This is a genomic window from Pelorhabdus rhamnosifermentans (genome assembly GCF_018835585.1).
In the GTDB taxonomy this organism is placed as follows: Bacteria; Bacillota; Negativicutes; order UMGS1260; family UMGS1260; genus Pelorhabdus; species Pelorhabdus rhamnosifermentans.
The window spans coordinates 1-20,557 of the sequence record NZ_JAHGVE010000045.1 but is presented as its reverse complement, the minus strand read 5'-3'; the positions used below and the strand labels follow the sequence as shown (position 1 = coordinate 20,557).

The 20,557-nt window shown below is 41.5% G+C and carries 21 protein-coding genes; 12 read left to right on the top strand and 9 right to left on the bottom strand.

The window, feature by feature from the left end; genetic code table 11:
* Positions 1-171 precede the first annotated feature (171 nt).
* The 5 genes from Ga0466249_RS24925 to Ga0466249_RS24905 all read left to right on the top strand — a co-directional run bounded on the left by Ga0466249_RS24925 (position 172) and on the right by Ga0466249_RS24905 (position 5,818).
* Entirely contained in the window at positions 172-789 is a 618-nt protein-coding gene (locus Ga0466249_RS24925; protein ID WP_215832204.1) for a glycoprotease, read from the top strand.
* A 198-nt stretch (positions 790-987) separates the two neighbouring features.
* Positions 988-1,656: a CatB-related O-acetyltransferase gene (locus tag Ga0466249_RS24920; RefSeq protein ID WP_215832203.1), complete on the top strand. Its 669-nt coding sequence runs from the start codon at positions 988-990 to the stop codon at positions 1,654-1,656.
* Between the two features lie 589 nt (positions 1,657-2,245).
* Positions 2,246-3,277: a CgeB family protein gene (locus Ga0466249_RS24915; protein ID WP_215832202.1), complete on the top strand. Its 1,032-nt coding sequence runs from the start codon at positions 2,246-2,248 to the stop codon at positions 3,275-3,277.
* A 614-nt stretch (positions 3,278-3,891) separates the two neighbouring features.
* Positions 3,892-5,178, top strand: coding sequence for an AAA family ATPase (locus Ga0466249_RS24910; RefSeq protein WP_215832201.1), 1,287 nt, complete (start codon positions 3,892-3,894; stop codon positions 5,176-5,178).
* Positions 5,165-5,818, top strand: a complete 654-nt coding sequence (locus tag Ga0466249_RS24905) for an RloB family protein (protein WP_215832200.1) — start codon at positions 5,165-5,167, stop codon at positions 5,816-5,818. Before Ga0466249_RS24910 ends, Ga0466249_RS24905 begins: the two co-directional genes overlap by 14 nt.
* Positions 5,819-6,179: 361 nt before the next feature.
* Here Ga0466249_RS24905 and Ga0466249_RS24900 read toward each other — a convergent pair whose 3' ends face one another.
* A complete protein-coding gene (locus tag Ga0466249_RS24900) occupies positions 6,180-7,211 on the bottom strand; it encodes a tyrosine-type recombinase/integrase (RefSeq protein WP_281422708.1) in 1,032 nt (343 codons plus the stop codon).
* Positions 7,212-7,490: 279 nt separating this feature from the next.
* Entirely contained in the window at positions 7,491-7,823 is a 333-nt protein-coding gene (locus Ga0466249_RS24895) for a helix-turn-helix transcriptional regulator (protein ID WP_215832198.1), read from the bottom strand.
* A gap of 184 nt (positions 7,824-8,007) precedes the next feature.
* Between Ga0466249_RS24895 and Ga0466249_RS24890 the strand changes: the two genes are divergently transcribed.
* From Ga0466249_RS24890 to Ga0466249_RS27390, 5 genes are all read left to right on the top strand, one after another.
* Complete coding sequence (locus Ga0466249_RS24890) at positions 8,008-8,229, top strand: excisionase (protein ID WP_215832197.1); 222 nt, start codon at positions 8,008-8,010, stop codon at positions 8,227-8,229.
* A gap of 151 nt (positions 8,230-8,380) precedes the next feature.
* Positions 8,381-8,557, top strand: coding sequence for a hypothetical protein (locus Ga0466249_RS24885; RefSeq protein ID WP_215832196.1), 177 nt, complete (start codon positions 8,381-8,383; stop codon positions 8,555-8,557).
* A gap of 17 nt (positions 8,558-8,574) precedes the next feature.
* Entirely contained in the window at positions 8,575-8,730 is a 156-nt protein-coding gene (locus tag Ga0466249_RS24880) for a YvrJ family protein (RefSeq protein WP_215832195.1), read from the top strand.
* Positions 8,727-8,885 (top strand): hypothetical protein, encoded by a 159-nt coding sequence (locus Ga0466249_RS24875; RefSeq protein ID WP_215832194.1) that lies wholly within the window; start codon positions 8,727-8,729, stop codon positions 8,883-8,885. The genes Ga0466249_RS24880 and Ga0466249_RS24875 overlap by 4 nt, the downstream gene beginning before the upstream one ends.
* Entirely contained in the window at positions 8,882-9,016 is a 135-nt protein-coding gene (locus tag Ga0466249_RS27390) for a hypothetical protein (RefSeq protein WP_281422706.1), read from the top strand. Before Ga0466249_RS24875 ends, Ga0466249_RS27390 begins: the two co-directional genes overlap by 4 nt.
* Positions 9,017-9,326: 310 nt before the next feature.
* On the opposite strand, the gene Ga0466249_RS24870 is transcribed toward Ga0466249_RS27390, so the two are convergent.
* The 5 genes from Ga0466249_RS24870 to Ga0466249_RS24850 all read right to left on the bottom strand — a co-directional run bounded on the left by Ga0466249_RS24870 (position 9,327) and on the right by Ga0466249_RS24850 (position 15,889).
* Positions 9,327-12,431, bottom strand: a complete 3,105-nt coding sequence (locus Ga0466249_RS24870; protein ID WP_215832193.1) for an efflux RND transporter permease subunit — start codon at positions 12,429-12,431, stop codon at positions 9,327-9,329.
* Positions 12,428-13,561: an efflux RND transporter periplasmic adaptor subunit gene (locus Ga0466249_RS24865; protein ID WP_215832192.1), complete on the bottom strand. Its 1,134-nt coding sequence runs from the start codon at positions 13,559-13,561 to the stop codon at positions 12,428-12,430. Before Ga0466249_RS24865 ends, Ga0466249_RS24870 begins: the two co-directional genes overlap by 4 nt.
* Positions 13,562-13,565: 4 nt before the next feature.
* Entirely contained in the window at positions 13,566-13,796 is a 231-nt protein-coding gene (locus Ga0466249_RS24860; RefSeq protein ID WP_246589038.1) for a hypothetical protein, read from the bottom strand.
* 332 nt (positions 13,797-14,128) lie between these two features.
* Positions 14,129-14,749, bottom strand: a complete 621-nt coding sequence (locus Ga0466249_RS24855) for a TetR/AcrR family transcriptional regulator (RefSeq protein ID WP_215832191.1) — start codon at positions 14,747-14,749, stop codon at positions 14,129-14,131.
* A gap of 897 nt (positions 14,750-15,646) precedes the next feature.
* Positions 15,647-15,889: a hypothetical protein gene (locus Ga0466249_RS24850; protein WP_215832190.1), complete on the bottom strand. Its 243-nt coding sequence runs from the start codon at positions 15,887-15,889 to the stop codon at positions 15,647-15,649.
* A gap of 90 nt (positions 15,890-15,979) precedes the next feature.
* Here Ga0466249_RS24850 and Ga0466249_RS24845 point away from each other — a divergent pair, with 90 nt between their 5' ends.
* Both Ga0466249_RS24845 and Ga0466249_RS24840 read left to right on the top strand, forming a co-directional pair.
* Positions 15,980-16,486 (top strand): hypothetical protein, encoded by a 507-nt coding sequence (locus Ga0466249_RS24845; protein ID WP_215832189.1) that lies wholly within the window; start codon positions 15,980-15,982, stop codon positions 16,484-16,486.
* A gap of 31 nt (positions 16,487-16,517) precedes the next feature.
* Positions 16,518-17,789, top strand: coding sequence for an RCC1 domain-containing protein (locus tag Ga0466249_RS24840; protein ID WP_215832188.1), 1,272 nt, complete (start codon positions 16,518-16,520; stop codon positions 17,787-17,789).
* Positions 17,790-18,111: 322 nt separating this feature from the next.
* On the opposite strand, the gene Ga0466249_RS24835 is transcribed toward Ga0466249_RS24840, so the two are convergent.
* Positions 18,112-18,669 (bottom strand): hypothetical protein, encoded by a 558-nt coding sequence (locus tag Ga0466249_RS24835; protein ID WP_215832187.1) that lies wholly within the window; start codon positions 18,667-18,669, stop codon positions 18,112-18,114.
* Positions 18,670-18,733: 64 nt separating this feature from the next.
* Positions 18,734-19,999: a glycosyltransferase family 2 protein gene (locus tag Ga0466249_RS27630; RefSeq protein WP_215832186.1), complete on the bottom strand. Its 1,266-nt coding sequence runs from the start codon at positions 19,997-19,999 to the stop codon at positions 18,734-18,736.
* Positions 20,000-20,557 lie beyond the last annotated feature (558 nt).

Genomic DNA, 20,557 nt, shown 5'->3' with positions numbered 1-20,557 from the left:
GTAGAACAAGATATTCAAGCCTCAATTGAAAAAGTAAAAGAAGAAGAAATCACCTTCGCTGAAAACTTCCGTGCCAAGCATGGCGTTTCGTGGCAAGTTGCTTTAGTTGGTGGGGCCTTTGTTGTGTGGCAGGTAGGTGCTGCTGTTGCGCGTGCCCTGGGGGTGGTGTAAGTGGATAAGGTGAAAAATTTCATTGTGAAACACAAAAGACCGCTGATTATCGGCGGTCTTGTTTTATTGCTGGTTGGTGTTTATCTCCTTGGTCGTAATCATGCCAGTGTAGCAGTGCAGGAGGCTCAACCAGTCGTAATGTCGCAGGATTTAACGGACAGCATTAATGCTCTACAAAACAAGCTGGATATTTCAGAGCAGAACGCGAAATCACTGGCTGCTGCAATTGCTAAGATTCAGGCCGGTCAAACATTGTCAACAGCGACATATTATGTGACAGCTCCAACAGTAGAAAAAGCTGCCGATATTGTCCAGCAGCAAATAAAAAATAACGATCCAACATTACCACCTGCTGTACTTGAAAACACGGATAGGACTGTTGTCACGCCAATAACAAAAGATAGCAGTGGCAATGTGTTGCCAGCTGATCAGCAAAAAGTGGATGTGTACAAGATCGATTTACGAAAGGACCACAGAATTAAAGTTGGCGCCACTATAGTCGACAGTAAAGCCTATGAAGCTGTTGGGTATGAGCAAGGAAGATTTGAAGCTATAGCTCACGCTCAAGGGAAAGAAATAAAAGGCGGGACTGTTATGTGGAACGCAATTGAATGGTAATTTTAAATGCCGTCCGGTAGCTTTGTGCTGCTGGACGGCATTTTTTGTTTGGTTGACAAAATCACGTAAAAGTGTCACTTTACTTTCATGGGTATGTTTGAAAGCCCATTCTTTGACAGATGCCGAGAATGGACATTATTTTAAAAAAAATTTACAATTATTACCCCTGTTATGTTATTATTTTGTTGAGGCGATTTTATGGACAAATTAACGGACTCGTATGAAATAACTCGATGCGATTATTTATTTTGTAATTTGATTGCTAAAATAAAGGGGACTCACAAAATTCCCAAACTAATAAAAAAACGATCAAAAAATGAATATGGGGAAAAAGACAATCTTTTGAGATATTTTATATGCCGCTATCACAATATTTCGATAGGAAAATATACGTATGGCTTTGAACAGTTCTATGATAATGCCGATGGGATAAGAAGTATTGGCTCATTTTGTTCTATTGCGGAAAACATTTTCTTAGCTAAAAGCAACCATCCCTTGAATATTGTTACTACAAACCCCATAGCTTATCTTAAAAGATTCGGATTCTGTAAAGAAAATAAAGAGGAATTTGATGATCATAAACCAGTAATTATAGGTAATGATGTGTGGATTGGAACAAATGTTACTATACTTCCTGGAGTAAAAATAGGAAACGGCGCAGTAATAGGTGCTGGTGCTATAGTTAATAAAAATATACCTGATTATGCTATAGCTGTTGGTGTTCCTGCAAAAGTGATTAAATATAGATTCAGTCAAGAATATATTGATAAACTTAACAAAATAAGATGGTGGGATTGGCCTGATGACAAAATAAGAAAAAAGATTGATTTATTTACCAGCCCTTCTGATTTTTTATCAAATATTTAAGCTCTCAATCGTTTTATTCCGGTTGGGGGCTTTGTCATAATTTTGTCATATTTATATGTTATTTTACAAGTATACTGATTTGATCAGTTCCTACATACCTCCTATCATCATTTGCTCTCTCTCTCGTATCTCCAACAAGGGAGCATTTTTTTATTTTCGGCAGCAGGGTGAGATAGTGAGATTTTAAGATCGCTTTCTGAAACTCTATTTTTATATATTTATATATTTTTTTACGTAATAACGAAGTTTATAAAAATAGTATAAAAAACTCACTTTCTCACCATTAGGGATGGACCCTGGCTACTGGATTACAGGCAGGATATTCCTTCCAAGTACAGTATTTTACAAGTGGGGGAAAGATCGTTATGAAAAAAAGCATTCAAAAATAAAATAGTGGAAGACGAAAAATTTCCAACAAAATCAGTACGAAAAGATATGACAGAAATTAAATCTTCGGAACATAAAGAACGAATTACTTTGGTTTTATGTTTGTTGCTTACAGAAATTTGTCATATTTTGTCAAATAAATTTTTAATGAATTATTTTTCCAGTAAAATGGTACACAATAAATGTTACGAAAGGACAAAATATGAAAATTTTACTTATCTCTCCTATTCCTCACGATGAGCTTTTTGATTTGAAAAGTTATTTGAAAGATCGTGGACACGATGTTCGCTTTGTTGGAACCCAAGACTTTGAAGAACAGTACTCGTACTTTGTGAAAAAGATGCATAAATTAGGAATTGTTTGGTTTAAAGAAAATTATTATAAAGAGATGAACGAAAATATTAAAAAAATATATTTGGACTTTAATCCTGATTTAGTTTTTTTAACTAACGGGGCAGGATTAAAGACTGATTTGTTACGTTTTATGAAAAAGAAAACAAAAATAGTGACTTGGTTATTCGATAGTGTAAAAAGAGATTTTATGATTAAAACCCATAAAAACTTTTGCTATTACGACAGGGTCTTTGTTTTTGAAAGTGATGATATCCCCTATATAAAAAAACAGTTTGGAATAGAAGCAGAGTATTGTCCTATCGGATACAACAATAAAAAATATTTTCCGCAAGAAATTCCAAAAGATATAGATATTATTTTCGTAGGAAATGCCTCAGAAAAAAGAGTAAATATACTTCGAAAAGCAGCAGAGTACGTATTTAACCATCATTTAACAATGAGAATATACGGAAACTGGTATGATGAAAAGCATTTTTGGAAAAAGTATCAATTCAAAAAACATAACCCAGTCTTATTTAAATACATAATAAATAACAAAATTGTCCCAGGAAAAGTTGCTGATTTATATAGGCGTTCCAGAATTTGTTTAAATATACATGCTGCAGTCCACAGTGGTATTAATCCACGAACTTTTGACATATTAGGGACAAGATCATTTGAATTACTGGACGAAAGAGAAAATTACAATGATTTAATTCGACCAAACATTGATGTGGCAATATATAAAAACGCAGACGACTTAATAAATAAAATCGACTATTACCTTGCACACAAAAATGAACGACTTCAAATTTCAAATAACGGATATGAATGCGTTAAAGACAAATTATCTATAGGTAATTGTTTAGAAAACATTTTCTCAACAATCTCAACAATATAATTTTCAAAGTGGAAAGGTTAACGTTTTTTATATTGCGAGTCGCCCGAATAGGGGGCTTTTTATTTTGACTAAAAACAAACGCACGTTCTATAATAAAGACATGCTTTATAATTCTAATAGGGGGAATTCAATGAACCAATATCTCAATAAAATTATTCAAGGCGATTCTCTAGAGATTTTGCGTCAACTACCTAGCAACTCAGTTGACGCTGTTATAACGGACCCACCTTATTCATCAGGCGGCAGAACGATAGCCGAAATAATACTATTGGGTCGATTTATTGTAATGCTATTGAGCAGAACGAGGCTAATTTGGTGCAGAGTGTAGCTACTCATTTAGGCCTTGATACTAGTGCCGTTAATACGGGCGCAGGCGTAGACGCAACTGTACAGAAGTAATGTGAGTCCCTATCTCGACTTAGGTCAAGGTAGGGACTTTTTTTAGTTATAGGAAAGTTAACCAATATGAATTTGTGTTTTTACAGTAAAATATGTTTAGAATTTAATTATAACAACAATTTCAATTAAAAATAAACGTTTTGCGAGGAAATTTCTCATAAAACGTTTATTTTTAATTGAAATTGTATATAATGTAGCTATAAGGAGGCGATACAATGCTCATACAATTTAATTTTAAAAATTTTAGATCCTTTAGGGATGAAGTAACATTAGATTTATCAGCTACTCAAATAACAGAACATGCCAATAGTGTAATTGCCATTGGGAACGAAAAGCTTCTTCCCGTTGTTGCAATTTATGGTGCTAACGCAAGTGGCAAGTCAAATGTTTATGCAGCGTTGGAGTATATGGCTTACTACGTTTCACAATCTTTTCAATTTGGTGGGGATAGTGATTCGAAGCAAAAGCAAGATTCTCATTATGTAAAACCAACTCCGTTTCTATTTGACAGTAATAGTAGAGATGCAGAATCTAGTTTTGAAGTCTATTTTATCGACACGCGGGACAATTTGAAAACTTACAATTATGGATTTTGTGTTAATCAAGATGGTGTAACTGAGGAATGGTTGAACAGTAAAACAAAAACCGCTAAAAAGTTTAAAAAAATATTTTATCGTTCAAAAGACGAATTGGATTTAGATGGCTTACCGTCTAAAAGCAAAGAAAACATCGAAATCGCTTTGGAAAAAGAGGTTCTTATTGTTTCTCTAGGAGCAAAACTAAAAATAGCAAAGTTAAAAGTAATTCGTGATTGGTTTTATTCTAATGAATTTACCAATTTTGGGGATCCTGGAGAAAACTATTTTCGTTCAAAATTACTTCCCGATAATTTTGTTAAAGACAAAGAAGTTCAAAGTAATGTATTGGAGTACTTTGCATCTTTCGATGAATCAATTAAGGGATTTAATATAGAAGAAGATCATGGCGAATCAGCTAAAGACAAGAAAGGTTACAAAATTGATACTCTGCACCATGTAATAGGAACAGAAGAAAATACTACAATACCTTTGCAACAAGAATCCGACGGAACTTTAAAAATGTTTGCTCTGTATCCAAGTTTACAGGAAGTGTTAGAAAATGGAAGTGTTTTATTTGTGGATGAATTAAATGCGCGTCTTCATCCTCTTCTTGTACGTAACTTTATTCTGACTTTCCTAAATCCAAAATTAAATCCTGAACATGCTCAACTAATATTTACAACACATGACACATGGCAGTTATCTAATAAATTACTTCGTAGGGATGAAATTTGGTTTACAGAAAAAGATAAAAACGGTATATCTAATATTTATTCTCTTGTGGATTTTGTTAATGAGGATGGTTTAAAAATTCGTAAAGATGAGAGTTATGAAAAAAATTATCTCATTGGAAAATATGGAGCTATTCCATCTTTGAAGAGTATTCAAATCTTTAAGGAGGAAATAATAGATGGGAAAGGATGATAGACGCGGAGAACGAAAAATACGAAAACAGAATTTCAGTTCTGTCCGGACCCCGGAATTAGGATACTACTTTATAGTGACAGATACACAAGAGACCGAACAAAACTATTTGTATGGATTGCGCGATTCCATCCCAGACCATTTAAAAAATAAAAGATTGGTTATAAAAGTACATGAAGCAAGGACTGATGATTTAGTTGATCATTGTATAGAAAGTGTGTTTCTTGAACCACAATACAGAATTCCGTGGATTGTATTTGATCGGGACCAAGTAAAAGATTTTGACAAAATTATTAAAAAAGCCCACGATAATAATATTAACGTGGGATGGTCCAATCCTTGTATCGAAATATGGTTTCAGGCCTATTTCGGTACAATGCCTAAATATTTAGATTCTGTACAATGTTGTGATGGATTTAATGCTTGTTTTAAAAAAAAGACAAGTAAGGAGTATAAAAAATCTGATCAAAATATATACTCAAATCTATGTAAATACGGAAATGAAGAACGAGCAATTAGTTTAGCACAACAAAAATTGAAGCAAATGGAAGCTGAGTGTAATAATAAACCATCTGAAATGTGTCCAGGTACGACAATGCATTTATTAATTGAAGAAATTAGAAATAAAATTAAACAGTAATCAAAAAGATAAATACTTAAAAAAGTACAACTTCTCTTCTTTATAGCATTGTCCCTTATAAATGTCCCTTATGACCTGCTTTAAGGGACAAAAACCTGCTTAAAACTGCTAAAATGCCCGATAAGTAAAATAATGTAAAATGGTATAGATGCTTGATATTAAAGGGACGAATGGTTATCTAAATTTCATAATAAAATGTAAACTAGACAATGCGTTTAGATTCACATTCAAGAGGTCACTGGTTCGAAACCAGTATACCCCACCAGGAAATTCAGGGCTTTGCAGTGATTACTGCAAACCCTTTTTAAGTAAAATGTAGCAACCGTGTAGCAACGCGGTGAATAAAAAATCGTGAAGGCCGTTATTTGGCCTTCACGATTTTTTGTTTAGGTGGAATATTCTCAGAGTGATTAAGAGCTGCTGCCGGAGTGGTGGCGGTGAGCCAGGCTGAAATTTTTTCCTGGCCGCCGTCTACTCTGTGGCTGTATACGTCCAGAAGCATGCGGGCGCTGCTGTGCCCCATCCGGTATTGAGCATCCTTCAACGGTACGTTGTTATCGACCATGCGGCTGGCGTGATCGTGACGCAGGACATGAAAATTGATATGCCGGAGTCCGGCCTCAGTAATAATGCGGGCATATTTTTTGGACCAGTTGCGGGGGTCTTGCAGACCGCCCGTATTTGTCGGAAAGATGAGGTTTTGATCCTGCCATTCGCCGGCTTTCAGCCGTTCGGCCGTTTGACGAGTTTTATGCTGCCGCAGTTCGTCCATTACGGTGACGGGCAGAGGCAGGCGACGGTAGCTGGTGAGGGTTTTCGGCTCAGCCAGCATGGGCTGCCTGTCGGTAATGATGACGGCCCGGGCAATGTCTATGGTACCGGCGTTAAAATTTACATCGCTCCAGCGCAGTCCTAAAAGTTCACCCCGCCGCAGGCCGGATGCCCATTCCAGCAGCAGGGCAGTATACATATCGGGTGATTTTTGAGCTGTTGTCAGCAGCTTGTCCCATTCTTCGGTTTTTAGAGGTTCAATTTCGTTTTTTTGCTTGCGGGGCAGAGACACGGACGCAGTTGGTGCGCGTAACAGCAGTTGGTCATTCACAGCTTGACGGATGGCAATGCGCAGTATCGAAAAAACATATTCCGCCAGACGGGGAGATCCTCCTTTGGCGATGATCTCATTGACCATTTGCTGGATATGGATGGGTTGCAGTTTCAAAAGCTTAATGAAACCCAGGAGCGGAATGATATGGTTTTTGGCCATGGTCTCGTAGCTCAGAAAGGTATTAGCCCGTACAGAGGGTTTGGCGTAGACTTCCAGCCATTTTTCCACCCATTGTTTGACGGTTAGTCTGTCGGCATCAACATAGAATACGGCTTTGCATTTTTCCAGGAGAACCGATTTTTTTTCCTGGACTTCGGCTTTGGTTTTGCCGTAAACGACTTTGCGAACGAGCTTGACGGATTTTTTGTCCCGTCCAACGGTAACGGCGGCTGTTCATTTGCCGTCGCTGCGGCGATAGATAGAACCCTCGCCATTTGCGCGTTTTCCCATTTTCACACACCACCTTTTTATAGTGCAGCGGTTAGTGAGTGCAACGAGTTGCAGTAATAATCAATTTTAGTTATGAATTTTTACCGCTTTTGACTTATTATTTTTCGAATCCACCGGTTAACCAGGGACAACCTTGGATTTGTCGTCTGCCCCTAAGGCAGCTACCACTTTTTCCACCACCGCCCGATCTCCTGGAGACAGGTCGGCTATTTTTTTTGCCAGGTCGGCCACTCCTTCGGGCAAGACTAATTGTTCGGATTGAATGCCGAGGAGATTGTCAGTTGTTACTTTCAATACCTGGGCCAGCCGTCCTACCATTATCGTGTCCGGTTCGGTGCGGCCTTTCTCCCAGGACGCTATGGTTGATTGATTAACTCCTACGGCGCGGGCCAGAGCCGCCTGGGACATGTTCATATCGGCACGGGCTGTTTTGATTTTTTCATTAATCATGGTTTATCACACACACTATCATCTTTTTCACACACCATCACTTTTTATTTGTTATCCCTATTTTAAAACGGTATATAGCATTTTGTAAATGATTAATTACAAAATGTATTGAAAAGTTTTGGAATGTGCTATATACTACAAATTGTAATAGTAGAACTACAAAATGTCATAGGAGGCGTGGAGAATGAGCAGTGAAAAAATTATGGCGTCAGTAAAAGAATTTGCCGCGATGACGGGAATCGGGCAGAACCGCGTCCGGGAGTTGTGCTATTTGCCGGACTTCCCGGCATCGAAAGAAGGCAACCGTTTTTTGATTCATGTGGAAGCGGCCAATGAATGGCTGCGCAAACGGGCCGTGGACAAGGTAGGCGTTGTTTCTGCCAGTTTAAAACGTGTAGTTCCGTGATGTGGGGCGGAATTGGCTGGGCGGTCATCCGGCAGTTTTTATTGTGGAAGCGGGTTTATCCATGAACTACATTGCCGAGCTCAATGGTTTTTATGTGCGCTTGCTGACCCAGCCGCTGTCCAGCGATGCCCAGACGTTCTGGGGCGTACTTATGCATTTATGCAACCGGGCAGGCTGGCCGGAGCGGTTTACGGTAGCTAGCAGTACTCTCTTAGGTTTGCTGGGGTATAGCTATTCGGCCTTGTCCAGGGCCCGGACGGAACTGGCGGAAGCCGTGGCTGTGGAGGAAGCACGCATCCGCCAGTTGGCGGTAACCGGGTTGGCTTAGAAGAAGGAGGTCACGCTATGGAAGAAATGGCCCGCCTGGCGGCGACATACGGTTTTCCCATGGTCGTGGCCTTATTCCTTTTGGTACGGTTGGAAAAACGTCTTACCGAACTTACCGATGCAATCAATAAAATGTGCTATTGCGTGGAAAGGATGGAGGTCACGAAAAAATGAAATTAAAAACGGTATATGGGCCACCGCCGGAGGATGAGGAACGGATTGAGTCTTTTACGCTGGAGCAGGATAACGAGATCCAGGAGCATGCTGTTGACGGAAATACCCCGGTTGCTTCCCGGAAGAAGAAATGGCAGAAGGAGGAAGGTCAATGAACTGGGATGCCTGGCTGGCAACAATTGATGCGGTGCTGGAAGTGCTGCCGGAAGATATGGACAAGGAGCACCCGGAACGGCTGAAAGCGGCGCGTAGTATTATTCAGCTGATTATTTCGCTGCGAAAATGAAAGATGTTTTTAGAAGATAGCGTGCTGGGTGGCACGCTATCCTGCATTATATAGAGAAAAAGTATTTTATACTTTTTAGGTAAAACAAAGTTCATTTTTTTACCCTCCTGCCAATTTTGTCAGTTTCTGAATGGATGCAGGACAACCAATCACAATAAGAATATCGTTGGTTGTTATTGTTTCTTTTATCAGCTGGATGGTTGTTGTTTCTTTAAAAACATGAATGAAAGCTTCCAGGTAAGTTAGGTTGTACGTTCCCATGGAAAAAGTGAGGTGTCGGCGACGCTGGTAACAATATCCTGTAATTTTATTATAAATTAAACGGCTGCTCGGCAGGTTTTACCTGTGAATCCTGTGACGGTGCTTGATTTGGTTCGGCTTTATACCAGGCGGCATACATTGTCGGCAGTACGAGCAGTGTCAGCACGGTGGCGCCAAACAGTCCCGCGGCAATGGCAACGGCCATTGGTCCCCAAAAAACACTGGAAACAAGGGGAATCATGCCGAGAATCGCGGCCGCTGCGGTTAGAAGAATGGGACGGAACCGGGCGACGGTAGCATTGATAATGGCATCCCACAGGGGTTCTCCAGCCTGGAGCTGCTGTTCAATCTGGTCAATGAGAATAACGGAATTTCTCATTATAATGCCTGCCAGTGCCAACAGACCTAATTGCACGACAAAACCCATGGGGCGTCCGGTCAGCAATAATCCTAAGCTGACGCCGATAATGCCGAGTGGTGCTGTTAAGAGAGTCAGAACCATTTTAGGGATGCTTTGCAGCTGGAACATAAGCAGAGTCGTGATGATGAGTACCATAACCGGTACGGGCTGCAGCAGCCAGCGGGTAGCTTTGGTACTCAATTCCAAAGGACCGCCGATATCGATGCTGTACCCTGGCGGCAGGGAGGCGCGTAGTTCTTTTAGATTATCGTAAACAGCCTGGGTTGCATCATTTCCCATTACTCCTTCAATCGTATTGGCTTGGACGGTAATCGTAGGTTTCAGGTCACGGCGCCAGATAAGGCCCTCTTCCGCATCGTAGCTGATTTTGGCAATTTGATCGAGGGGAACATACTTGCCGTTGCCAATATGGATATTTAGGTCTTTAAGACGGGAAAGGTCATTACGGTTTTGTCCATCAACGCGAAAATCAATGTTTACGGTTTTATCTTTTTCCCGAAATTCCGTGACCGCAGTGCCTGATAGCAGGGCTTGGAGACTGGAAGCCAGTGTTTGACTATTCAGTCCTAACATTCGGGCTTTGTCTTGATCAATAGCCAAATGCATGACTTTGCTTTTTTCATTCCAATCAAGAAATGTGTCTGTGAGATTGGGATTGGCGGTCATGCTGTCCCGCACTTGTCCGGCGATTTCACGGACTTTGTCATGATTCGGGCCGCTGACTCTGAGCATGACCGGATAAGGATCAGAAGGGCCAAGTTTTATGAGATTGATGTTGCCGCGTACATTGGTAAATTCAGTGGCAAACAGTTCGTGAGCCTTCTTCGATAGTTCGGTACGGGCGTTTGAATCTTTCGCTATAATGACGAATTGAGCGAAATTGGTATTGGGAAGCTTGGGATCAGCGGTTAAAACGAATCGTGGCGCTCCTTCTCCTACGTAGTAGGTATAGCTGGCGATATTATTATCTTGCGTAAAATGCTGGGCAAAGCGTTCGGCTTCCTGCTCTGTTGCCTGCAGGGAAGCTCCTTCCGGCAGCTGTATTTCCACAATTAATTCCGGCCGGGTTGAGGCTGGGAAAAATTCTTGCTTTACCAGTCCTAACAGGAAGATAGAGCCGACAAAACAAAGGACAGTGGCTGCCAGCACTTTTTTACGGTGCGTTAAACAACCTACTAATATTTTTTTAAATAATCGATAAAATTTGGTGTCGTAAATATCATAATCCTGTGTGTTGCTGGCGGGAGAAACTTTTAGCAGGTTATAACCAAACAGGGGTGTGACCATGCCGGCAGCTGCCCAGGATATCAAGAGAGCGATGGTGACTACGGAAAAAATGCTGCCAACAAATTCAGAAGCACTTCCTTTAGAGAACCCTACCGGAATAAATCCGGCGCAGGTTATCAAAGCTCCCGTCAAGCGGGGGGAGGCTGTGGACGTATAGGCAAAACAGGCGGCATCAAACCGGCTCCAGCCTTGCTTCAGTTTTACAACCATCATTTCGATGACGATGATGGCATCATCAACCAGCAGACCTAAGGCAATGATCAGCGCTCCTAACGAAATTTTATGCAAATCGATTCCCAGCGTTTTCATAGCGATAAATACACCGGCAATGACCAGGGGAATACAAAATGTTACAATCATGCCGGACCGCAGACCCAAGCTGAGAAAACTGACGATTAATACGATAATGACGGCTTCGGCCAACGATTCTACAAATTCGTCAATGGATGATTTTACAATTTTCGGTTGATTGGACACGGTATTCAATTCCAAACCGGCTGGTAAATCTTTTTTGATTTGGGACAGAATTTTATCCAGGTTTTCACCCAGAGTAAGAATATTGCCGCCCTTTTCCATCGAAAGGGCCAGGCCGACGGCTGGCTGGCCATTGTAATACATTTTAGGGTCCGGCGGATCAATATAACTGCGTTCAATTTTGGCGATATCTCCGAGTCGAAAGGTATTTCCGCCGGCACGGATCGGAAGATTCTTCAGATCGTTCAGATTTTCGAACATGCCAGTGATGCGCAGATAGACATTATCCGAAGAAGTTTCCAGCATGCCAGACGGTGCCATGGCATTTTGTGCCTGCACGGCATTGGTAATATCCGCTGGAGTCATCCCGAGCTGCGCCAGCTTAACCGTTTCCATTTCAATATAAATTTTTTCCGTTTGCACACCGACAAGTTCCACTTTTTTTACATTGGGGACACCCAGCAGGGTTCGGCGGATAGTTTCCGCTCTTTCCCGTAATTCTTCATAAGTATATCCGTCACCGGTCAGGGCATAAATAGAACCGTATACATCATCAAACCGGTCGTTAAAATAAGGACCGTCAACGCCCTGTGGCAGAGTGGCTTTGATATCATTAACCATATTGCGCACTTCCAGCCAGGTGGGTCGGATTTGACTTTCGGTGACGGCATCATCTTTTAAAACAACGTAGATAATGGACTGCCCTGGCCGGGAATAGCTTTTGAGGTAATCCAGTCCAGGAGTATCCTGCAGTTTTTTTTCAACTTTATCGGTAACCTGTTCTTCGATCTGACGGGCGGTAGCGCCCGACCAGTTTACGGTAACCACCATTTGTCGAATAGTAAAGTCGGGATCTTCCATCCGTCCCAGGTTTTGATAGGAAAAAATTCCGCCAAGGAAAATGACAAAAATGAAATAGTATACCAATTGTTTATGATTGAGGGCCCATGCGGTTAAATTGAAGGATTTCATTGGTTATCACCGTCCGCTATCCGCACGGTTTGGCCTTCGTGCAGCTTATGGACGCCGGCTGTTACGATAGTGTCGCCCGGATTTAGCCCGGAGAGGACCTGAACCTCAGCATTACCGAAGCTGCCAATTTGAACCGCGCGTAAATGGATACTATTGTCCGTTACAATCCATACGTTAGGAGTATCATTTGTTTGATAGATAGCCGACAGAGGGATAAGGGCGCCCTCCGCTTTTTGACCGTTGGCGCTAACGACGCTAACGGCGGCCGTCATGCCAAGATTAATTTCCGGCGGTGGGTTAAGCAAGCTGATGCGCACTTTATAGGTGCGGGTTGTCGGGTCGGCCATGGGTGCAATTTCCCGAACACTGCCCTCTGTTTTTATATTGGGGAGAGCCCAGAAGGATACGGTAAGCTGTGTTGCCTTACGTAATTCTTCAATGCGGTTTTCCGGTACACTGATCTCAATTTCTCTCTCTCCGTCCTGAACAATGGTCAGTACCGTCTGACCGGCGCTGACCACCTGACCGGCTTCGGCGCTGATACTGGAAATAACGCCGGATTTATCGGCATAGAGCAGACTGTAATCTAATTGGTTAGAACCTTGCGCATATTGGGCCGATGCCTGACGAACGCCTGCCTGGGCCACTTCATAGGCATTTTCGTATTGGTCCAGCTGGGCGTGGCTGATGGCATTTTGCGCATATAGCTGCTGGTAGCGGTGTAAGTTGCTTTCCGCCAGTCTCAGCTGCGACTCGGCGGAATAAACCTGAGCCGAAGTACTGTTAACGGTCTGCTGCAGATCCCGTGGGTCAATCTGCATGAGAACATCGCCGGTGCTCACCGTGCTGCCAAGTTGTACATTGCGTCTTATAATTTTACCGGTGACCTGAAAAGCCAGCTGGCTTTCATAGCGGCCGCGCACTTCCCCGGAGTAGGTATAGCCCTGCATGGTATTGGCAGCACCAATCATAGCAGTGCGTACCAGAGAGATATCCTGAGTTACAGTGTGGGATTGGTTGTGTCCTTTCCAGATGACAATACCGCCAACACAGAGAAAAACGGCTGCTGCAGCTAACGCGTAATACAATTTTTTCCTGGGTACTTTAGAAAACCAAAGAAACGGTTGCATATTTTCACTCCTTAACATATTTTGCGGGGATGAGTTGGATAATAGGTTTTTCATAAGAGCAGATATGCACCCATCCTCCCGCGCAGATAAGCTCAATTTTTCCTAGTTTTCGTCCTTCCCACGTCCATTCCTGAACAATTTCACAGACGATTTGGTGGATTTCTTTTGGTGATAAGGAAGGATCAGCTCGAATCGGGATGCCTTTAATGGTTAGTTCTTGTAAATTTTTGCACACTGTACTACTCCTTTCCCATTCATAAATGAGTACGTATTTCCAAATGCCACAATAAAATTTGACCGGTTCAAATAAAAGATATAAAAAATATCCAGAGAATGATCGCTGGTATATGAGGTCTGTAGAAGATTTACCCCATTCATTGGCAAATGCAAGATGGTATCTGGGATAATCTTTTATTCTTCATGGAAGTATGGCTACGCTCAATGAGAAAGGTAGGATCGGTTGGTTTTGTGTCATGTGGTGAAAATAAAATTATTTTTTGACCCGTTCAATTAATGTTTAAAAAAAACCATCCAACAAATTCTGTTGGAATTAGTTTGTTAATTTTTTTATTCAAGTGATAAATGCAAAGTATTTTCCGGCAAGGCCAATATTTTTTCGATGATAGACTCAGCTATATTTAAATGGCAGGCCATGAGTTCATTCGATGTTTTCTCGCATAATGCGTCCGTGATGCATTCCAGAGTCGACAGGATAAAATTCATGGCAATAGCGGGATTAGCAACGTGGAAACAGTCTTTCTGAATTCCATCCTCAATTACTTTTAGGAGCCATGGTTTAAGTAAGAGAGTACCTTGGTGGAACATTTTGTTTTTGATATGTATATTCTTTTCATCATATAAAATCTCCAAGAGCAAACCGTCTTTATATTGTGCCGTATGAAAAATGGCGGTTACCAGTAACTCGATTTTGCGTGGCGGAATAAGATCGTCGGAATAGACCATTTGTTTAATATCATCTAACAGGAAAGAGATTTGACGGTCAATCACTGCTTCCAGTATTTCGTCTTTGGATTTAAAATAATAATAGATCATTCCTTTGGCGACGCTCATTTTGCTGGTAATATCCTGTATGGTTGTTTTACGGTAGCCATTTGCCGAAAATAGAGGCTCGGCAGTATCTAAAATTTCATCGACTCGAATTTGGGGGTCTTGGGGAGTACGCGCCATATGCTTCACCTCAATAAATATTTGAACAGGTCAAATTATAAAGCTGCTGGTGATTTTTGTCAAGGATTAATTCCCCTTTTTTGTTTCATAACGCAATGGATTAGCAGAGTATCTTCACGCCACAAAGTTCGCAGGCCCGCTCCGCATCCCTACGGGCGGCGCTGCAGCCGTTGGCGCGTCTTCCGCCTGCCGTCCTCGGGCTGCTCCGCTCAGTGCCGGTACAACGGATACCACGCTATAGCTGGCGCTTAGAGTCGTATCCTGCCGGGCGGCTATTGTCAGCTTGGCAGGGGAGCAGGCCAGGGAGCTCCTTTCTCTCGCACCCAGACCTGCCGGGGGAACGGGGAACGTTGGCTGGCCCCGCACGCTGCGCGGGGCTTCGGCAGGACACTCTGGCAGATCCGGCCGGAAAATCATCGACCGACTCAACCAGACGTCTTGCCGACCGCCGGGAACGAACAACAAAGAACGAAAGCAACCGCTCCGCCAGGCCACCTGCCGCCACTCGCCTGAGTCAAACGCTATATACCGTTCCATCCCTGCCGTGGCTGCGCCCGTCCCGCCCCGTGGACACCAAAAGCATGTGTCCACTCTCCGTCCTCCCTTTCCCCCGAACCCCCTATCCCTCCTAACTGGCTTTGCCGGAAAGCTGTGGGCCGCGATTCAATTCGGGGGCAAGTGAGGACTTCGGGCATCCTTACGGGAAGGACTACCCCCCAAGCCCCCCGCTAAGGTGCGGCCGAATTATTTTGGGGGTACGCAGCCACGGCAGGGCCTCCACTCAGTTTGGTGGCAATCAGACGGCGGCAGCAGCAGACGACCTGGCTTCGCTTCGATGAACCCTTCCCTTTCTCCCCTCCCGGTGAACAAACGGGAGGGGAAGTCTCCGTTCACTGCCTACAGCCCACTAAAACGGCTTACCATGAGCAGCCACCAAGACCGTGTGGCCGCACATCGTAAGCCTGCTTTGTTTGTAATAGTTTGCCTGGCAGAGCGCGCACCGGTCACAGCGGCCAACCCCATGCCGCCGCGTCCCGTGCAACGAGCCTGTCGGCAGCAAGGAAACCGCGAACTGCGCGGTGATACAGCAAATTCTACAATTATGTATAAGTTAAATGGCAGGAATTGCTTTTCATACATAGAAAAATTAATACATGATGTCTAATGGAGCATTTTTTGATTAGATTAGTGTGCGTAAAGTCTATTTGTAAATCTAAGGAGTTTGATAAAATGACTCAATCTTCTGAACTTACCGGGGGAGCGGGCTTTAGCTTTGAAGCTACCGTTGCTGCTTTTTACATGGTGGCTTTGCTTGGAGAAGATACTGCACCGGCATTAAATAATCGAATTGTTAGTCGGGTCGCCCTCCAGCAGACAGCTTTTGGTGAGCCACTAGATGACATAATCGTTGACGCATACTCAAATAGTGGGGAATTAGGGCGATTGAGTCTGCAGGTGAAACGTAGTCTTACCATCAGTAATGCCACTTCAAATGCTGACTTTAGAGAAATTGTAAAAAATTCCTGGGCAACACTACTAAAAGAAGAATTCCGTGAGAATGTCGACCGCTATGGAGCAGCAGTGGGAACTATTTCGGAAGCTTCTTGGCGGGACTTATATAACGTTTGTGAGTTTGCACGGGCCAGTTTAACTTATCAAACTTTCTTCCAAAGATTTAACGAGGATGGGAATGCTGGCGCAAATCATTTGCGTATCGTAGAGGCCGAACACTTATGATACAACCACTAGTAGGAGTACCCCTGTTGTTGTGCCAGGTTTATCTGGTGTAAAACAGATAGCAACAGGTTACAATCACACGGTTTTTCTTTTAGATGATGGTACTGTGAAAGCATGTGGATATAATGCTGATTGTGAACTGGGTGATGGTACAACGACTAGTAGGAGTACTCCTATTGTTGTTTCTGGTTTATCTGATGTAAAACAGATATCAGCAGGTAGTTTTCACACGATCTTTCTTAAGGATGACGGAACAGTGATTGGGTGTGGATGTAACAATTCTGTTCAACTAGGCAATGGCACAACCCAAACTAAGACTACTCCTGTTGCTGTTAGTATATCCGGTGTAAAACAGATAAGGGGTGGTAATGGGTACACTGTTTTCCTTATGGACGATGGTACAGTGAAAGTGTGTGGAGTTAACAATTCTGGTCAACTTGGTGATGGCACAACCACTGATAAGACTACTCCTGTTGTTGTGTCAGGTTTATCCAATGTTGTAGCTATCCCAGAGGTACTTATAGAGGATACTACTGCTGTTTCTTCTACGGTCTACTTAGTTCTTTCTTCCTCCGGTGCTGCCATGAAATATGGTACAAGTTGGGTTCTGGTAACGGCTGACTGGGCAAATTTGACGGAAGCTCAAAAGTTGGCATACTTCCAGTCAGACGGCATGACTTCGGTTCCTTCTGCGGAACAACTAAGTTCATTAGGTAAATTCCAAATCCTTCGTTATACATCTGATAGCACGGCTACTACGGCTACTACGGTTAATACGGTTAATCTTACACTGACTGCAGTACTTAACGATAAGCTTATTTTGGCTACAAGTGATGTCGATGTTAGCAACTTCAGCAAACTGACTCAAATTGACCCCGTATGCAATGTAGCTGGCAGTGGTGTGGTCAAGATCATTCTTTCTGTGGATAGCGGTACTACCTGGAAAGCCTGGAACGGCACTGCTTGGGGAGTTGTTCAAGCTACTGCAGCGGATGTTAAAGCCAGCGGCATGTTGCCGGCAACAGTGGCGGTTTTGACTAGCGATGAACTGGTGACTTTGCTTGGAACGTCCAAAAAAATACGGATAGGATATCTTCTGTCCATGAGTGCCTCTACTGATACTGCCAATGCTGATCGGCTTGATATTGTAGGAACGCAGGCGGGAGTATGGGAGCATGCTATTCATGGCCAGGATTTCACTTCAAGATTTGTTGATAATGATACTCTACAGGTTACCATTAAGCTTGATACTTCATCTTTCACCGATGAAAAAACGGATTTCAAGATTAATCATCCGGTGTAACAATGATCATGAAGCGATGCAAATATTAGGATGCCGTCGGCGGAATCTTTCTAAATGCAAAAAGCGAGGAAGGATAGAACCAATTAAAGATTTATACAAAGACCGATTGTTTTGGATCGGAGATACTTGAACGAATTAAGCAATTCAACTAGGGCGGTTTTTTTATGTGGCAAAACAAGGTGAGCTGTATGAAATGCAAAGACTACATATATCAATAGAACAAGCATCAATAACGAATTCCCCAGCCGGTTTATTCCGGTTAGGGGATTTTTTTATTTGCAGAGGAGTTATTTAATGATTATTACTTTCTTATAATTCATTTCTACTTACTGTATAATTCTTTTATCAGTTCGAATTTTTCTTTAATCACTTCATCAGGGCATTGCTGATATGACCATTCCAGAAAATCAAAAATATTATTTTTACGATAGCCGAATTCCAATGCCTGTGAAAAATAATTTGCTGCTCTTGAAAAATCTTTTAATCTATAACAACAATATCCGGCCTCGCAATAAAAAAGCTTTGGTAGCTTTGCTACCGAACTTGCTCTGTTTATATAGTACAAATACATATCCAATGCGTAGTGAAAAAAACCCTGTTTTAAAAGAATAGTGCCGATTTGGGCAGAGGTTTCTTCTGAAAAAAATCTTTTCGCCAATTGTAAAAATGTTTCCGTCTGTTTATGACTGTCATAATGGGTCATTTCCATGACTAAATCACAAAAAAACGGAAAATCATCGGCTGATAATTGAATATCCTTTTCTAATTGAAAAAAAGCAACAATCATTTTTCTAAATGAATGATGTAATTGAGGCCCTAATAAATCTACCCAATCTGGGCTTCCGCCAATAAGCAATGATACCACAGCCAACAATTCCATATCATAATCGCCATGTTTGCGGAAGGAATCAGCGAAAATCGGGAAAACTTCTTCAACTTTGTAATTAGTTAACAGCACCACTCCGTAAAATTTGATGATAATAATCAAGCACTTTTTTTACTTTTAATCGTGACAAATTCTCTACCAGGAATCTAATGTCACTTTCATCGTCAATATTATATAAAGTATTCAAAAAGAAAACGACATCCGCTGGATCTTGTTTTCTGATCAATGAAATAAGCCCGATAAACGCTAGTTGATTAGATTTCTCCTGTTGCAATGCTTTGGCATAATAATCAAGTGCTTGAGCTAATTGATTCTTCATTTCATAAATTTGGCCAATATTAAAATAAGCCTGCGGGCTTAAAGCATAAAAATCATTATTTCTATTAAAATCGTTATAACAAGCGTTAGTTTCAATCGCCTTCAGTAATGATGTTAATGATTTTTCGTAACGCCCAACACTTAGATAATAAAGACCCTGAAGCAGCCAGATCTCAGGATGATGCGGAAATTTTTCTAGTGCCTCGTCACAGATTGCAGTAACGGTTTTTTCACTATATGTTTTTAAATTGGTCATACTACTTATTAAAATCACATAGGGTTTATAAACCAGCGCATTGTTCATCCGATCCAAATGGTTGATTGCTTTTTGTGCAAAATCTATTGCTTTTTCATGTTCTCCATTTCGCCAATAACCATCACTTAGATAGTAATATGTAGATTCGCGAACAATGCCTTTCCTCAATTCTTCTTCCAATAAAACTGTATTACGTCGTATCTTTTCGATTACTATTTCTTTTGTATAACCTGTGTGATAGATAACAATTAATTGGTTATTAACATTTATCGTTTTGACAGGTTTTCCACGTTTATAGATACTTTCATGGACGCTCCCCTTGTAACGAATAACCTGGGAATTACGGAATATTCTCAAACTTGGATTAGAGCTTCTAAGCGAACCACCAACCCCTTCCAGATTGATCATCAGGCACCTTGCAGCTTCAATTCTCCGGTCACCATGAATTTTGTCAATAACCAGGCGAACATTTTTAATTTTGTCAGCTGCAATATACTCGTCGGCATCCAAAAAAATAATCCAATCTCCTTTAGCCTGGTCCAACGCATAATTTCGTGCCGCCGCAAAATCATTACACCATTGATAGTGAAAAACTTTGGCTCCTAATTGTTCGGCAATATTTACCGTATCATCTGTGGAACCAGTATCTACAACAATCATTTCATCAGCAATATCCCTTACACTTTGTAGGCAACGACTAATACACGTTGCTTCATTTTTGGTTATTACACATGCTGAAATTTTAGTCACAATATTCTCTCCTAATCATTTTTCCACTGATTTAATAATTTTAATCATTCTTATACTTATATCAAAACATTTATTTAGATTATATTAAAAAGATAGAAAGCTGCGATTTAAATGCAAAATGTGTCATGGAATGATGATAAAATGTTACGATGCGTTTAATTTATTGAAGAACGAAGCATAACAATGAGGCCCATTCTCCAGCAGGCGGATACTGGGGAATGGGCTTTTTTTATTTCTGGCAACATGGTGAGATAGTGAGATTTTAAGATCGTTTTCTGAAACTCTATTTTTATATATTTGTATATTTTTTTTACTAAGAGCGAGTTTATAAAATAGATATAGAAAACTCACTATCTCACCATTGGATGGGTGAATGCCGGCTGCTGGATTACGCGACGATAGTTAAAGCCTCGCTCGTTTGAGTGAGGCTCATTTCATTGAAGTGTGATGTCTGGGGAGGGCGGTTTGTTAATTTTATCTATGTCAATAACTTTTGAAAATGTCACCTAAAAAGGGTTCTAATTATCGGATGAAAATGTCACTTTAGAATTTAAGCAT

What these genes read in the sequence shown, in the direction of transcription:
- Ga0466249_RS24875 (WP_215832194.1), top strand. Translation starts at nt 8,727, where the DNA reads ATGAAATTAAAAACGGTATATGGGCCACCGCCGGAGGATGAGGAACGG.
- Ga0466249_RS24850 (WP_215832190.1), bottom strand. Translation starts at nt 15,889, where the DNA reads ATGTATGAAAAGCAATTCCTGCCATTTAACTTATACATAATTGTAGAA.
- Ga0466249_RS24835 (WP_215832187.1), bottom strand. Translation starts at nt 18,669, where the DNA reads ATGGAATTGTTGGCTGTGGTATCATTGCTTATTGGCGGAAGCCCAGAT.
- Ga0466249_RS24920 (WP_215832203.1), top strand. Translation starts at nt 988, where the DNA reads ATGGACAAATTAACGGACTCGTATGAAATAACTCGATGCGATTATTTA.
- Ga0466249_RS24910 (WP_215832201.1), top strand. Translation starts at nt 3,892, where the DNA reads ATGCTCATACAATTTAATTTTAAAAATTTTAGATCCTTTAGGGATGAA.
- Ga0466249_RS24845 (WP_215832189.1), top strand. Translation starts at nt 15,980, where the DNA reads ATGACTCAATCTTCTGAACTTACCGGGGGAGCGGGCTTTAGCTTTGAA.
- Ga0466249_RS24880 (WP_215832195.1), top strand. Translation starts at nt 8,575, where the DNA reads ATGGAAGAAATGGCCCGCCTGGCGGCGACATACGGTTTTCCCATGGTC.
- Ga0466249_RS27390 (WP_281422706.1), top strand. Translation starts at nt 8,882, where the DNA reads ATGAACTGGGATGCCTGGCTGGCAACAATTGATGCGGTGCTGGAAGTG.
- Ga0466249_RS24865 (WP_215832192.1), bottom strand. Translation starts at nt 13,561, where the DNA reads ATGCAACCGTTTCTTTGGTTTTCTAAAGTACCCAGGAAAAAATTGTAT.
- Ga0466249_RS24885 (WP_215832196.1), top strand. Translation starts at nt 8,381, where the DNA reads ATGCATTTATGCAACCGGGCAGGCTGGCCGGAGCGGTTTACGGTAGCT.
- Ga0466249_RS24905 (WP_215832200.1), top strand. Translation starts at nt 5,165, where the DNA reads ATGGGAAAGGATGATAGACGCGGAGAACGAAAAATACGAAAACAGAAT.
- Ga0466249_RS24870 (WP_215832193.1), bottom strand. Translation starts at nt 12,431, where the DNA reads ATGAAATCCTTCAATTTAACCGCATGGGCCCTCAATCATAAACAATTG.
- Ga0466249_RS24895 (WP_215832198.1), bottom strand. Translation starts at nt 7,823, where the DNA reads ATGATTAATGAAAAAATCAAAACAGCCCGTGCCGATATGAACATGTCC.
- Ga0466249_RS24855 (WP_215832191.1), bottom strand. Translation starts at nt 14,749, where the DNA reads ATGGCGCGTACTCCCCAAGACCCCCAAATTCGAGTCGATGAAATTTTA.
- Ga0466249_RS24915 (WP_215832202.1), top strand. Translation starts at nt 2,246, where the DNA reads ATGAAAATTTTACTTATCTCTCCTATTCCTCACGATGAGCTTTTTGAT.
- Ga0466249_RS24890 (WP_215832197.1), top strand. Translation starts at nt 8,008, where the DNA reads ATGAGCAGTGAAAAAATTATGGCGTCAGTAAAAGAATTTGCCGCGATG.